The following is a 14,444-nucleotide window of genomic DNA, read 5'->3' on the forward strand; positions in this document are numbered from 1 at the left end:
ATTGGGTCCAAGTAGTGGCCCCGCGATAGCGACGCATTCTATGCAGGTGAACACTTCAGTAAAATTCGTATTTTTCTCGCGTATACTTCGGTTTTTACGAACTAAAAGCCACCATGCTCAATTATCGACAACTGCATTACTTCTGGGTGGTGGCCAAGACCGGCAGCATCGTGCGCGCCTGTGAGCAACTGAACCTCACGCCGCAGACGATCAGCGGGCAAATCAGCCTGTTGGAGCAGACGTTTGGTATCGCACTGTTTCAACGGGTAGGCCGCCAACTGGAGCTGACCGAGGCCGGGCGCCAGGCCCTGCCCTACGCCGAACAGATGTTCCAGACCGGCAATGAACTGGAAGCGATGTTGCGCGCCCAGCCCAATGAACAGCAAATCGTGTTTCGCGTGGGTGTCGCGGATGTCGTGCCCAAGTCCATCGTCTATCGCCTGATCGCGCCGACCATGGAGTTGAGCGAGCCGCTGCGCATTACCTGTCGCGAAGACAAACTCGAACGGTTGTTGGCCGACCTGGCGATCCAGCGTCTGGACCTGGTGATTTCCGACAGCCCCATGCCCAGCCATCTGGACATCAAGGGCTACAGCCAGAAACTGGGAGAGTGTGGCATCAGTTTCTTTGCCACCCAGGCCTTAGCGGACCTGCACGGCGGTGATTTCCCACAGTGCCTGCACGGTGCGCCGCTGTTGATTCCCGGTGCGGAAACCGTAGTGCGCAGCCGTTTGCAACGCTGGTTCGCCGAGCAGCAGATCCAGCCGAAGATCATCGGCGAGTTCGACGACAGCGCCTTGATGCAGGCATTTGGCCAATCCGGCAGCGGAATTTTCATTGCCCCCAGCGTGATTGCCGAGGAAGTGGTGCGCCAATACGGCGTAGCGCTGATTGGCCAGACGGATGCAGTCACCGAGTCGTTCTATGCCATCTCGGTGGAGCGCAAGGTCAAGCACCCCGGCATCGTTGCCATTACCGAAGGTGCCCGACGCGAACTGTTTACCGCGCTGCCGGCCTAGACGCAGGCGACCCGGGTCTTGGCGGTCATCAGCCACAGGGCCAGGAGAATCGACAGCAGGATAAAACCGGACGCCGCGAACCCAAGGCTGCCCAGGCCCAGAGTGTCGATCACCCGTCCACCCACCATCGCGCCCAGGCCAATGCCCAGGTTGGCCCCGGCAATGTTCAGCGATGCCGCGAATGCCGGGGCATGGGGCGCAGCCTTCATCAACCGCACATGGCTGACCAGGAACAGCGCGGCCTGGGTCACGCCCCAGATACCCATGGCCGCCGCCAGGCCGAGGGTGGAGTGAATCGCGGGAACCAACGCCACCATGCCGGCGATCATAAAGCCGCAGAACACCATGGAGGCGATCAGCGGGTGCTTGTCGACCATGCGCCCCCCCAGGGAGTTACCGATCAGACCAACGGCGCCAAAGCCCATCAGGCACCAGCCCACCAGGGTGCCATCGAAACCGGCCAGGCGTTCAAGAATGTCCGCCAGGTAGGTATATGCAGTGAACATGCCGCTAAATACCAGGATTGACAGCAAAACGTGGCCTTGCATCAAGGGGTTGCGCAGGATCTTGAACTGCGAGCGCAGGGTCACGGTTTGCTTCTTCACAATGGTCGCCGGCAGGTAAATCAACAGCAGCAGGGCCTTGAGCACCGCCACCCCGGCCAGAATGCCAAAGGCGCTGCGCCAGCCAAACACATCGCAAATCAGGGTGCCCACCGGGATACCGAAGACCGTGGCGCAGACGATGCCAAAGCCGATCTTGGCAATCGCCCGGCCGGCGTGGTCCGGCCCGACGATATCCACTGCCGTTTCACTGGCCAGCGCCCAGAACACCGGCAGCCCGAGGGCCGGAATCAGGCGGGCCACGGCCATCACCCAGATATTCGGTGCCAGGGCCGCCAGGGTATTGGCCGCGCCAAACATCAACAGAATGCTGATAAACAAGCGCTTGCGCTCGAAACGCGCGAAATACGCGGTGAGGAACGGCCCGAACGCGGCCACGGTAAAAGCAAACAACGTCACCAGAAGGCCCGCCTGGGACACGCTGACATGCAGGTCACGGGCGATGGAGGGCAACAGGCCCACGATGACAAATTCGGTGGTCAACACCGTAAAACCGGCTGCGGACAGCAGCAGGATGGGCAACAACATGCACAACTCCAGAAACAGCGACGCCAGCGCTGGCCCAGGGGCCCGCTGGCAGGAAGATAAGAAGAGGATGGCAAATCTTAACAGAATGTGACCAAAGCACCCATGGCCCTGGCGACTGAATGCCGCAGCAAACGGGATGTTTCCTACAGCATGTTAGACTTCGCGCCCTGCATCGCGCTGCACACATTAAAAAAACTAGAGACACTCTTATGACTGCTGCCCCTTCTCTGTTTCAACGCCTGCTGCGCACCAGCCTGGTGACCCAAATTGTCATCGGCCTGGTTGCTGGCATCCTACTGGCCCTGCTGTCGCCCAGTGCTGCCCTGTCCACCGCGTTTATCGGCAAGGTGTTTGTCTCGGCGCTCAAGGCCGTGGCGCCAATCCTCGTGTTTGTGCTGGTGATGGCCTCGATTGCCAACCACAAACATGGTCAGGAAACCCATATCCGGCCGATTCTGTTCCTGTACCTCTTGGGCACCTTTTCGGCCGCAGTGGTCGCGGTCATTGCCAGCACCCTGTTTCCGTCGAGCCTGGTGCTCAGCACCCATGACGTGGCCGTCAGCGCTCCCGGCGGGATCGGGGAAGTGATGCAAAGCCTGTTGCTCAGCGTGGTGGACAACCCCGTCAGTGCGCTGATGAACGCCAACTTCATCGGCATCCTGGCATGGGCCATCGGTATGGGCATCGCGATCCGTCATGCCGGGGACACCACCCGCACCGTGCTGGAGGACCTGTCCAATGGCGTCACGCTGATCGTACGCGTGGTGATTCGCTTCGCACCGCTGGGTATTTTCGGCCTGGTGGCCTCGACCCTCGCCGCCTCTGGTTTCGACGCGTTGCTGGGCTATGCCCACCTGTTGTTGGTACTGATCGGCTGCATGCTGTTCGTGGCCCTGGTGGTCAACCCGGCCATCGTGTTCTGGAAATTGCGTCGCAACCCGTACCCGCTGGTGCTGTTGTGCCTGCGCGAGAGCGGGATCACCGCCTTTTTCACCCGCAGTTCGGCGGCCAACATCCCGGTCAACCTGGCCTTGAGTGAGCGCCTGGGCCTGCATGAAGACACCTATTCGGTCTCGATCCCATTGGGGGCGACCATCAACATGGCCGGCGCTGCCATTACCATCACCGTGCTGACCCTGGCCGCGGTGCACACCCTGGGCATCGCCGTCGACCTGCCAACCGCCGTGCTGCTGAGCGTTGTTGCAGCAATCTGTGCCTGTGGCGCGTCGGGTGTGGCCGGAGGATCGCTGTTGCTGATTCCACTGGCGTGCAGCTTGTTTGGTATTCCGAGTGAAATCGCCATGCAGGTAGTGGCGGTAGGTTTCATCATCGGCGTATTGCAGGATTCGGCGGAAACCGCGCTCAACTCGTCTACCGACGTGTTGTTCACCGCCGCGGCGTGCCTGGGCCAGGAAGACAAGAACCCAGCCTGATACAACGGTGGGAGCTGGCTTGCCTGCTCCCACCGTTGTTTTGCGGTGTTACTCAGTACTTAGAACGCGCCCATGTAGTCGCGCTTGCCCACTTCCACGCCATTGTGACGCAGCAACGCGTAAGCAGTGGTGACGTGGAAGAAGAACTGCGGCAAGCCGTAGGTCAGCAGGTAGGACTGGCCGCTGAAGCGCTTCTCTTTAGGGGTGCCCGGACGGGTGACGATCTCGATACCTTCCTTGCCATCGATCTGTGCCGGAGTGATGGTGTCGATGAAGGCCAGGACCTTGGCGATCAGCGCTTGCAGGTCAGCGAAGGTGACTTCGCTGTCTTCGTATTTCGGCACTTCGATCTCGGCCAGACGCGCGCAAACGCCCTTGGCAAAATCTACGGCAATCTGCACCTGGCGAACCAGCGGGAACATGTCCGGGAACAGGCGGGCCTGGAGCAAGGCATTCGGGTCGATGTTCTTGGCGGTGGCGTGGGCCTCGGCCTTGTTCAACACATCGCTCAGGGCGTTGAGCATTTGCTTGAAGACCGGAGCGGAAGCGGCGTACAGGGAAATAGTCATGACAGTCTCGACAGTGGTGGCAGGGTTTGAACAGCCGCGATTATAGACACGAGCGCTGCTTGTCTTTTATTTTTTCGGGATTAGGCTAGTGGGTTCACTGCATAGGGAAAGCGCGATGACCACCGAGCATGACACCACCTCTTGCGAGCCGCGCCTCAACAGCACGGAAATCCGCGTTCTGGGCTGCCTGATCGAGAAGCAGGCCACCCACCCAGAAACCTACCCGCTGACCCTCAATGCCCTGGTCCTGGCCTGCAACCAGAAAACCAGCCGGGAACCGGTGACGAACCTCAGCCAGGGCCAGGTTGGCCAGAGCCTGCGAGCCCTGGAAGGCCGTGGTTTTACCAAACTGGTGATGGGCAGTCGCGCCGACCGCTGGGAGCACCGCGTGGACAAGGCCCTGGAGCTGGTGCCGGCACAGGTGATTCTCAGCGGCCTGCTGTTCCTGCGGGGCCCGCAGACCGTCAATGAATTGCTGACCCGCAGCGGGCGCATACATGACTTTGAAGACGCCGAGCAAGTGGTGCACCAACTGGAACGCCTGATCGCCCGCGACCTGGCGGTGCTGGTGCCCAAGCAGGCGGGCCAGCGTGAAGACCGCTACACCCATTCCCTGGGCGACCCGGCAGATATCGAGGCGATCCTGGCCGCTCGTGGCAATCCGGTGGAGCGTAGCAGCACCAGCGGGGTCTCCATGGAACGCATCGAAGAACTGGAGGCGCGGATTGCCGCGCTGGAAGAGCGTCTGTCGCGCCTCGAATAGCGTCCCCTTCGCAGGCGCCGGCTTGCCGGCGCCTACAAGGCCTGTCTTATGACTGCCGGGCGAAGGCCACGGCTTTCTGGAACTGTTCGTCCGTGGGCCGGATACCGGTGTACAGCACGAACTGCTCCAATGCCTGGATCGCAATCACTTCCAGGCCGGTAATCACCCGCTTGCCTTGGGCCCGACCGCGCACGATCAACGGCGTTTCGGCGGGGATCGCCACCACATCGAACACCGTGTCTGCTGCATCAATGGCGTCGGCCTCAAAGGCCAGGTCCTCGGCCTGGGCGCCGCCGGTCATGCCGATAGGCGTCACGTTGACCAGCATCTGTGGACGCGCCTGACCCAACGCCGCCTGCCACTCATACCCCAGGTTCTGCGCCAACGCCCGACCCGCCACTTCGTTGCGCGCAACGATCACGCCATTGGTATAGCCTCCATCACGCAACGCACTGGCCACGGCCTTGGCCATGCCGCCACTGCCATGCAGGGCGAAGGTCGAACCCTTGGGCACCGCGTGCTTTTGCAGGAGTTGCTCGATGGCGATGTAATCGGTGTTGTAGGCCTTGAGGTGCCCGGCGGTATTGACGATGGTGTTGATCGAGGCAATGGCGCGGGCCGAGTCGTCGAGCTCATCCACCAGCTCGATACAGGCCTCCTTGAACGGCATCGACACCCCACAGCCGCGAATGCCCAAGGCACGGATTCCGGCCACGGCGCCATTCAAGTCCTGGCTGCTGAAGGCCTTGTAGTAGAAGTTCAGCCCCAACTGTTCATACAAATGGTTATGAAATCGCAGGCCGAAATTGCCTGGGCGGGCCGACAACGACATGCACAGCTGGGTATCCTTGTTGGGATTCATCAGCATCGGTAGCTCCTCTTCAAGTAAGCAAATCGGTACAGACCTTACACAACCTTTACCGAACGGCCGTGCTGTTTTCCTGAAATACGTTGTCTTAAAAGTATCCCCGCGACAATCCTTGAGTCTATTGATTGCAGACCACAAGCGCAGGGGCCAACAGAGGAAAGACCATGATTCGTAAAATCCCCAGGATCGCCTTGCTGATCGGTGCACTCGCGGTGGCCGGCCAAGCCTCTGCCCATGGTGGCGGTTGGGGTGGCCCGGCCGTTTTGGGTGCGGTTGTCGGCGCAGCCGTCGTCGGCTCAGTAATCGCCAGCCATGATCGGCCGGTGTATGTGCAACAACAACCGGTGTATTACCCGCCGCAGCCGGTGTATGTCGCCCCGCCACCGGTCTATTACCAGCCGACACCGGTGTACGTGCAGCAGCCGGTGTATTACCGCCCGGCGCCGGTGTATTACGGGCCGCCACGCGGTTATTACGGCCCGCCACGCGGCTACTACGGGCGCGGCTGGTAAGCCCGGCATAAAGGCCCCGCATGCCCTGGCGGGGCTTTTTTATGGCCGCGGGGTCTGAATAAATCTCGCCAAGGTCGTTATGAGGACATTCCCGGCGATTAAATCCGCCATTATTAAGGCCAAAGTGTACTTGCCCCACCTGAGGGGGCGCTGTCATGTTTGTGTCACGCAACGATCTCACTATCGAAACGGTCCACCCATAACAGGCCATAACAACAAGGACGACCCAACATGCCCACACAAAACCCGCACCGTACCGCCGGCCTCTGCACGTCGAGCAAGGTCTATAGCGCCTTGACCGAACTCAAGCACCTGGAGGGCCATCGCAGCGCCAAGTTTCTCTCGCTGCTGGCAGAAAACCTGGTCCACAAGGGCCTGCTCAATGAACAGGAAGTGCTGCACATGCTGGACCTGGTGGTGGACTGAGCCACTCTCGACGCAGCCTCGATAACAATGATGTTGACTATCGAGCAGGGTGATTTTCCCTCGCAGCCTGGCTGCCGTAAGGTGACCTCCATCAGCAATGGAGGTAGATATGCCCACTATCCAGATCATGTCCGTCATTGGCAGTGCCGTCCCCGGCCCCCTTCGGGAATTGGGTTTGCTGGCCTGCTGGTACGTGGTACGCGACGGTGAAGCCATCAGCGGCCCGCTGACTTCACTGCCCGACGCCCAGGCCCTGTCCCGCAAGATGGCCCACCGCTTCTCAGCCTAGGGCAATGGCAGCCGCACCCGGGGTTTGGTCTCGACAAACAGCGCCCAGCTGGAGATAAACAGCGCGGCGATCAACGGCCCGATCACAAAGCCATTGAGGCCGAAGATCGACAGGCCGCCCAGGGTCGAGATCAGGATCAGGTAATCGGGCATCTTGGTGTCCTTGCCCACCAGGATCGGACGCAGCACGTTGTCCACCAAACCGATCACAAATACCCCGAACAGGGCCAGCACCACCCCTTGCCAGATTGAACCGCTGAGCAGGAAGTACGCGGCCACCGGCCCCCACACGATCCCCGCGCCCACCGCCGGCAGCAAGGACAGAAACGCCATCAGCACCGCCCAGAGCAACGCGCTGGGGATATCCAGGAACCAGAAAATCAGACCGCCCAGCGCGCCCTGGGTCACCGCCACTAACACATTGCCCTTGACCGTCGCCCGCACCACGCGGTTGAACTTCAGTTGCAGACGACGCTTTTGCGGCTCGGCCAGCGGCACTGCCGTGCGCACTTTGCGCACCAGCTCGGGGCCGTCGCGCAGAAAGAAGAACAGCAGGTACAGCATGATGAAAAAGCTCACCAGGAAATCAAAGGTGCCCTGGCCAAAGCTGAATGCCTGGCTGGCAAAGAACTGACTGCCCTGCATCGCAGCCTTGACGACTTTCTCGCGCAGGCCCTCAAGGTTGCCCATGCCGAAGCGGTCCAGCAGATGTTGGAAGTACGGCGGCAGGAAATCCTTGAACTGCTCGATGTAGCCCGCTACGTCCAGCTTGCCGCTTTCGACGTTCTTGTACAGCGTCGCCCCTTCCTGTACCAGCAAGGCGCTGGTGATGATCACCGGCAGAATCGCGATCACCAGGCACACCATCAAGGTACACAGCGACGTCAGGTTGCGGTTCCAGCCAAACTTGAGCTGCAGGCGCCGCTGCATGGGTGCAAAGATGATCCCGAGGATGACCGCCCAGAACACCGCGCCATAAAACGGCAACAGGATCCAGAAGAACGCAAGGGTCACGATGACCAGCAACAACAACAGGGTTTTGAATTGCAGATTCGTTTGGTTCATGTCCGATCCGTGCCAGAAAAGCGCCGGGCGCCCAACGCGCCCTGTTGCTTAGTCCGCCGCGCATCGTACGAGTGCCATCTTTATTTCTACAGCGTAGACCCAGATCAATAAGTCCCCGCTTCGGCTCGGCTACCCTGCCGCCCTTTTGCGACCTGAATCCCCATGCCCCCTGTCCTCGCCCCCGAATTGCTCGCCCCTGCCGGCACCCTGAAAAACATGCGCTATGCCTTTGCCTACGGCGCCGATGCGGTCTACGCCGGCCAGCCGCGCTACAGCCTGCGGGTGCGCAACAACGAGTTCGACCATGCCAACCTGGCCCTGGGCATCACCGAGGCGCAGGCCCAGGGCAAGCGTTTTTATGTGGTGGTCAATATCGCACCGCACAATGCCAAGCTGAAAACCTTTCTCAAGGACCTGGCGCCGGTGATCGCCATGGGCCCGGACGCGCTGATCATGTCCGACCCTGGCTTGATCATGCTGGTGCGCCGACACTTCCCACAGATGCCGATCCATCTGTCGGTGCAGGCCAACACGGTGAACTGGGCCAGCGTCGAGTTCTGGCAGCAGCAGGGCATCTGCCGGATCATCCTGTCTCGGGAGCTGTCCCTGGAAGAAATCGCCGAAATCCGCCAGCACGTGCCGACCATGGAGCTGGAAGTGTTTGTGCATGGCGCGCTGTGCATGGCCTACTCCGGACGCTGCCTGTTGTCGGGGTACATGAACAAGCGCGATGCCAACCAGGGCACCTGCACCAATGCCTGCCGCTGGAAATACCAGGCCACCCCCGCCGCCGAAAACACCGTGGGCGATATCGTCCAGCAGTACCTACCCGAGCCGACCCTGGGCCTGGGCGCCCCCACCGACCAGGTGTTCCTGCTCCAGGAAGCCAACCGCCCGGATGAGCAGATACCGGCCTTCGAGGACGAACACGGCACCTACCTCATGAACGCCAAGGACCTGCGGGCGGTGCAACATGTGGAGCGCCTGGCGCAGATGGGGGTGCATTCACTGAAGATCGAAGGCCGCACCAAATCCCACTTTTATGTGGCGCGCACCACCCAGGTGTACCGCCAGGCCATTGATGACGCGGTGGCCGGGCGCACATTCGACCGAGGCTTGATGACCCACCTCGAATCCCTGGCCCAGCGTGGCTACACCGAAGGTTTCCTGCGCCGCCATGTGCATGACGAGTACCAGAACTACCAGAACGGCAGTTCAGTCTCGCAGCGCCAGCAGTTTGTCGGGGAATTGACCGGCGAGCGGCGCGGGGAACTGGCCGAGGTCAAGGTGAAGAACCGCTTTGCGCTGGGCAATCATCTGGAACTGATGACGCCGGCGGGGAATTTGCATTTTGATTTGGGGATGATGCATAACACCCAGGGTGAGGCGATCGAGGTGGCACCAGGGGATGGGCATACGGTGTATGTGCCGGTGCCGTTGGAGATGGATATCGGGTTTGGCTTGTTGATGCGGGATGTGTAGGCGCCTGTGAGGACCCCTTCGCGGGCAAGCCCGCTCCTACACTTGGTCTGTGGACAGGGTCAAATGTGGGAGCGGGCTTGCCCGCGATGAGGCCAGAACAAGCACCGCAATTACCAGGTCAGATCCTGAACTGCCCCACCAACTGCCCCAACCGCTGCCCCAGATCCGCCAGGCTACGCGAGGTCTGCGCTCCCTGCTGGGTCTCGTCCGCCACGCTGTCCACCGCCACGGCAATCTGATGCACGCTGCGGTTGATCTCTTCGGCCACCGCAGTTTGCTCTTCGGCGGCGCTGGCAATCTGCGCGTTCATCGTGTTGATGGTGCCGATCAGCTGCGCCATGGTATCCAGGGACGCCCCGGCTTCATTGGCCTGGGCCGAGGTGCCATCGCCAGCATCGCTGGAGCGGCGCATGGATTCCACGGCCGCCTCGGTGCCCTTTTGCAGGCGGTCGATCATGCCCTGGATTTCCTGGGTGCTTTGTTGGGTGCGGCTGGCCAGCGCGCGCACTTCATCGGCCACCACCGCAAACCCACGCCCGGCTTCACCGGCACGGGCCGCCTCAATGGCAGCGTTGAGGGCCAGCAGGTTGGTTTGCTCGGCAATCGAGCGGATCACCCCAAGCACGCTGACAATCGACGACACGTCCTGCTGCAGACTGTCCAGGGACACGCCGCTGCTGCGGATATCGTTCACCAGTGCGTGAATCTGCGCGATGCTGCCGTCCACCACGCGTTTGGCGGCCTGGCCTTCGGCGTCGGTCTGTTGCGCGGCGACGGCCGCGCCTTGGGCACTGCGCGCCACTTCATGGGCGGCAGAGGACATTTGATTGATCGCCGTCGCTACCTGGTCAGTTTCCTGACGCTGGCGCTCCATGGCCTGTTCCGAACGCTGGGCCTGCGCGGACACCTGGCTGACCAGGCCGGTAAGTTGCGAGGTCATTTCGGTGATCTGCCGTACCAGGCCATGGATCTTGTCGACAAACCGGTTGAACGAACCCGCCAGCTCACCCAGTTCGTCCTGGCTGGTGATTGCCAGGCGCCGGGTCAGATCACCTTCGCCGGCGGCAATGTCGTCGAGGTTGACCTTCATCAGGTGCAACGGCCGCAAAATGGTATTGGCCAGCACCATGCCCACCGCCGCGATCAGCAACAGCAGCACCGCCGCAATGCCGACGATGCTCAGCAGCACCCCTTCCATACGCTCGTTGACCTTGGCTTGCACCTCACTGACCTGGGCGTCGATGCCGTCCAGATTGACTGACGTACCGATCACCATGTCCCACTTGGGCAGGTATTCGGTGTAGCCGAGCTTGGGCACCAGGTTCGTTTGCCCCGGCTGGGTCGAACTGTATTGCAGGTAATGGGTGCCGTCCTTGCCGACCTTGACCAGGTCGCGGTTGACGTAGACACCGTTGGGGTCACGGTTATCCTTGAAGCTTTTGCCAACGCCATCGGGGCTGTTGCCCTTGAACAGGCGGACAGTCTCGGAGTCGTAGCCGAAGAAATAGCCGTCCTTGCCGTAGGTCGTGTTGGACAACAGCTTGACCACCCGTGCCCGCACCTCGGTATCGCCAGGAGCGGCGGCGTCGTACAGCGGCTTGATGGTGGTCATCGCCACCTCGACATAACTTTGCAAGGTGGCCTTGGCGTTGTTGAGCAGGCGCTGGCGGGTTTCGGCCACCTCGGTGCGCGCCTGTTCCTTGAGGATCCACACCGTGCTCAGGCTGATGACCACGGCAAACAACAACACCGGCAGCACGGCGAGGGACAGGACTTTGGCCTTCAGACTCAGACGCATGGATCTTCTCTCTTGTAGGGCAACGTTAAGAGGTTAACGGCCTTATGAGAGAAAACTGTAGGAGCCGGCTTGCCGGCTTCTACACAGGGCGTTGTTACAGAGTCATCGCCGCAAACCAGCCGAACACCAGCAACGGCAGGTTGTAGTGCAGGAAGGTCGGCACCACGGTGTCCCAGATATGGTGATGCTGACCGTCGATATTCAAACCCGAGGTCGGCCCCAGGGTGGAATCCGACGCGGGCGAGCCGGCATCGCCCAGGGCCCCGGCGGTGCCGACGATGCACACAATCGCCAGCGGGCTGAACCCCAGTTGCACGCACAGCGGCACAAAAATCGCCGCGAGAATCGGTACGGTGGAGAACGAGGAACCAATGCCCATGGTCACCAGCAAGCCCACCAGCAACATCAACAATGCACCCACGCCACGGCTGTGGCCGATAAAGGCCGCGGACGCCTGCACCAACGTCTGGACCTGGCCGGTGGCCTTGAGCACTTCGGCAAAGCCTGACGCCGCGATCATGATGAAGCCGATCATCGCCATCATCTTCATGCCTTCGGTGAACAGATCATCGGTGTCGCGCCAACGCACGATGCCCGATACCGAGAAGATCAGGAAACCGACCAGGGCACCGATGATCATCGAGTCCAGCCACAGCTGGATGATAAACGCCGAAGCAATGGCCAAGCCGGCTACCAACAGGGTCAGCGGGTTGTATTGCACGGCCACCTGCTCGACTCGTTCGATCTTCTCCAGGTCATAGACGCGTTTTTTGCGGTAGCTGATAAACACCGCCACCAACAGGCCGAACACCATGCCCAATGCCGGAATGCCCATGGCATGGGTCACGTTGACCTGGCTGATATCCACCCCGCTCTTGGCAACGTTGGCCAACAGGATCTGGTTGAGGAAGATATTGCCGAAGCCCACCGGCAGGAACATGTACGGGGTGATCAGGCCGAAGGTCATGACGCAGGCGATCAGGCGACGGTCGATCCGCAACTTGGTCAGCACGTACAGCAGCGGCGGTACCAGCAGCGGGATAAAGGCGATATGGATCGGCAGGATGTTCTGCGAGGCAATCGCCACCGCCCCCAGCAGGCAGATCAGCAGCCATTTGACATGGCTGCCACCGCTCGCCTCCTGGCGGTCCACCAGCAGCAGGGCCTTGTCCGCCAGGGCATGGGCCAGGCCGGACTTGGCAATCGCCACGGCGAAAGCACCGAGCAATGCGTAGGACAGCGCCACCGTGGCACCGCCACCCAGGCCGCTGTTGAACGCGCTGAGTGTCGCGTCGATCCCCAGGCCGCCGGTCAAGCCGCCGACCAGGGCGCCAACAATGATCGCGATGACCACATGCACGCGGGACAGGCTGAGCACGAGCATGGTACCGACCGCGGCGATTACTGCGTTAATCATGGTGACCTCAAGACAGAAACATAAAAACAACACGTGCCGGTGCCCTGGCCAGATGGCGGCCACGGCACACGCAGAAAAGGGAGTTTTATTAGAGGTCGCGCACTTTGCAGCAGCCGGCGCGCCATGTCAAAGCACGACGTCGCAAACCGAACTCAATTGATCGTCTGAATAAAGAAAAAAAACGTGCGGCCGATACAACGGATCATCTCTGTCGTAACGAAAGGTTAAGGATCTCCATGTCGCTCAGGCAGCTGTCCATTCAATGGAAAATCACCCTCCTCGCCGGCCTTTGTCTGTTGGGGATCGTGACCCTGCTGGTGGGGCTTTCGCTGTATCGCATGGACCAGAGCTCACAACGGGTGCAGGCCTCCAGCACGCAGATGCTCAATGTCGCGGCCCAATCGCGCATCGAAGCCCAGGGTGAAGTGCAGGCGCTGGGCATCCGCCAGCAGTTCATGGACGCCTACCAGTACGGCCATGGTTTTTCGCGCCAGGTGTTGTTTTTGCGCGAACAGGCCGAAAAGCGCTTCCTCGATGCCTTCGACCTGCGTGAAGACCTGACCCGCCAAGTCAAGGCCGCACTGCAGGCCAACCCGGACCTGCTGGGCCTGTCCCTGGTATTCGAAGCCAACGCTCTGGATGGCAAGGATGAGTTGTTTGCCGGCCAGGGCGAGTTGGGCAGTAACGAGAAGGGCCGCTTCGCCCTTTACTGGTCGCAGCCCACCCCCGGCACGCTGACCTCGATGGCACTGCCGGAAAGCGACATGTCCGACACCAGCATCGGCCCCAGTGGCGAAAAGGCCAATACCTGGTTCACCTGCCCACGTACCAGCCTCAAGCCGTGCGTGATCGAACCGTATTTCTATGTGATCGACGGGCAAAACGTGTTGCTGACCAGCATCGTGTTCCCGCTCATGGTCAATGGCAAGGTCATCGCCTCGCTGTCGGTGGACATCAACCTCAACAGCTTGCAGGCGGTCAGCCAGAACGCCAGCCGCAAGCTCTATGACGGCCAGACCAGCGTCAGCATCATCAGCCCCGTGGGTTTGCTGGCCGGCTATAGCCCGGATGCGAGCAAGCTCAGCCAGCGCCTGGACAGCGTCGACACCAGCAGCGGCGCGCAACTGATCAGCGCCATGGCCAGCAGCACCCAGACCTACAGCCTGCGCACCGGCCAACAACTCAAGGTGCTGGCACCGTTCCAGCCCATTCCCGATGGCAAGTCCTGGGGCGTCTTGCTGGACGTGCCGGAAAAAGTCCTGGTCGGCCCCGCCCAGGCCCTCAAGGCCGAACTGGATGCCGACAACACCAAAGGGACCTTGCTGGAACTGGGCCTGGGCTTGCTGGCCGCGATTGTCGGCTTGCTGCTGGTGTGGCTGATGGCCCGCAGCGTCACCCGGCCGATCCTCGGCGTGGCCCATATGCTGGAAGATATCGCCAGCGGCGAAGGCGACCTGACCCGGCGCCTGGCCTACGACAAGCGCGACGAACTCGGTGAATTGGCCAGTTGGTTCAACCGTTTCCTCGACAAACTGCAACCGGTCATTGCCGAGGTCAAACGCTCGGTGCAGGACGCACGCAGCACCGCCGACCAATCGGCGGCCATTGCCAGCCAGACCAGCGCCGGGATGGACCAGCAATATCGTCAGGTAG

At 61.1% G+C, this 14,444-nt stretch carries 13 protein-coding genes and 2 pseudogenes; 8 read left to right on the forward strand and 7 right to left on the reverse strand.

All coding sequences use genetic code 11. The annotated features are described in order from the left end of the window. Window positions 1–113: 113 nt before the first annotated feature. Complete coding sequence (gene nhaR / locus HZ99_RS06365) at window positions 114–1,019, forward strand: transcriptional activator NhaR (RefSeq protein ID WP_038441889.1); 906 nt, start codon at window positions 114–116, stop codon at window positions 1,017–1,019. Here the strand turns inward: nhaR and HZ99_RS06370 are convergent. Further along, a complete protein-coding gene (locus HZ99_RS06370; RefSeq protein WP_038441890.1) occupies window positions 1,016–2,170 on the reverse strand; it encodes an MFS transporter in 1,155 nt (384 codons plus the stop codon). The two genes, nhaR and HZ99_RS06370, sit on opposite strands and share 4 nt — an antisense overlap. A 209-nt stretch (window positions 2,171–2,379) precedes the next feature. Between HZ99_RS06370 and sstT the strand changes: the two genes are divergently transcribed. Then, window positions 2,380–3,603, forward strand: a complete 1,224-nt coding sequence (gene sstT, locus HZ99_RS06375) for a serine/threonine transporter SstT (protein ID WP_038441891.1) — start codon at window positions 2,380–2,382, stop codon at window positions 3,601–3,603. Between the two features lie 59 nt (window positions 3,604–3,662). On the opposite strand, the gene HZ99_RS06380 is transcribed toward sstT, so the two are convergent. Beyond that, window positions 3,663–4,172, reverse strand: a complete 510-nt coding sequence (locus HZ99_RS06380; RefSeq protein WP_038441892.1) for a DUF1993 domain-containing protein — start codon at window positions 4,170–4,172, stop codon at window positions 3,663–3,665. A gap of 115 nt (window positions 4,173–4,287) precedes the next feature. Between HZ99_RS06380 and HZ99_RS06385 the strand changes: the two genes are divergently transcribed. Continuing rightward, the gene (locus tag HZ99_RS06385) at window positions 4,288–4,935 is read left to right on the forward strand and encodes a YceH family protein (protein ID WP_038441893.1); all 648 of its coding nucleotides are present in this window, start codon (window positions 4,288–4,290) and stop codon (window positions 4,933–4,935) included. Between the two features lie 46 nt (window positions 4,936–4,981). Here the strand turns inward: HZ99_RS06385 and HZ99_RS06390 are convergent, their stop codons facing one another. Next, on the reverse strand, window positions 4,982–5,803 hold the full coding sequence (locus HZ99_RS06390) for a shikimate 5-dehydrogenase (RefSeq protein WP_038441894.1): 822 nt from the start codon (window positions 5,801–5,803) through the stop codon (window positions 4,982–4,984). Between the two features lie 164 nt (window positions 5,804–5,967). On the opposite strand from HZ99_RS06390, the gene HZ99_RS06395 reads away from it, so the two are divergent. The 3 genes from HZ99_RS06395 to HZ99_RS06405 all read left to right on the forward strand — a co-directional run bounded on the left by HZ99_RS06395 (window position 5,968) and on the right by HZ99_RS06405 (window position 7,030). Further along, entirely contained in the window at window positions 5,968–6,315 is a 348-nt protein-coding gene (locus HZ99_RS06395) for a hypothetical protein (protein ID WP_038441895.1), read from the forward strand. Window positions 6,316–6,546: 231 nt separating this feature from the next. Beyond that, on the forward strand, window positions 6,547–6,741 hold the full coding sequence (locus tag HZ99_RS06400; protein ID WP_038441896.1) for a hypothetical protein: 195 nt from the start codon (window positions 6,547–6,549) through the stop codon (window positions 6,739–6,741). Between the two features lie 109 nt (window positions 6,742–6,850). Then, window positions 6,851–7,030: a hypothetical protein gene (locus HZ99_RS06405; protein ID WP_038441897.1), complete on the forward strand. Its 180-nt coding sequence runs from the start codon at window positions 6,851–6,853 to the stop codon at window positions 7,028–7,030. On the opposite strand, the gene HZ99_RS06410 is transcribed toward HZ99_RS06405, so the two are convergent. Further along, window positions 7,027–8,094, reverse strand: coding sequence for an AI-2E family transporter (locus HZ99_RS06410; protein WP_038441898.1), 1,068 nt, complete (start codon window positions 8,092–8,094; stop codon window positions 7,027–7,029). The genes HZ99_RS06405 and HZ99_RS06410 overlap by 4 nt on opposite strands. Window positions 8,095–8,256: 162 nt before the next feature. Between HZ99_RS06410 and yegQ the strand changes: the two genes are divergently transcribed. Beyond that, the gene (yegQ, locus tag HZ99_RS06415) at window positions 8,257–9,576 is read left to right on the forward strand and encodes a tRNA 5-hydroxyuridine modification protein YegQ (protein ID WP_038441899.1); all 1,320 of its coding nucleotides are present in this window, start codon (window positions 8,257–8,259) and stop codon (window positions 9,574–9,576) included. Window positions 9,577–9,694: 118 nt separating this feature from the next. Here yegQ and HZ99_RS29505 read toward each other — a convergent pair whose 3' ends face one another. The 3 genes and pseudogenes from HZ99_RS29505 to HZ99_RS06425 form a co-directional block, all read right to left on the reverse strand. Then, complete coding sequence (locus tag HZ99_RS29505; RefSeq protein ID WP_404942450.1) at window positions 9,695–10,516, reverse strand: methyl-accepting chemotaxis protein; 822 nt, start codon at window positions 10,514–10,516, stop codon at window positions 9,695–9,697. Window positions 10,517–10,552: 36 nt separating this feature from the next. Then, window positions 10,553–11,374: pseudogene (locus HZ99_RS29510) on the reverse strand (cache domain-containing protein); the annotation flags it as partial. A gap of 94 nt (window positions 11,375–11,468) precedes the next feature. Beyond that, on the reverse strand, window positions 11,469–12,788 hold the full coding sequence (locus HZ99_RS06425) for a Na+/H+ antiporter family protein (protein ID WP_162473195.1): 1,320 nt from the start codon (window positions 12,786–12,788) through the stop codon (window positions 11,469–11,471). 1,424 nt (window positions 12,789–14,212) lie between these two features. Here HZ99_RS06425 and HZ99_RS29515 point away from each other — a divergent pair. Continuing rightward, a pseudogene (locus tag HZ99_RS29515) lies at window positions 14,213–14,269 on the forward strand (hypothetical protein); the annotation flags it as partial. Between the last annotated feature and the right edge of the window lie 175 nt (window positions 14,270–14,444).

Origin of the sequence: Pseudomonas fluorescens, from assembly GCF_000730425.1 — a bacterium.
Lineage (GTDB): Bacteria > Pseudomonadota > Gammaproteobacteria > Pseudomonadales > Pseudomonadaceae > Aquipseudomonas > Aquipseudomonas fluorescens_X.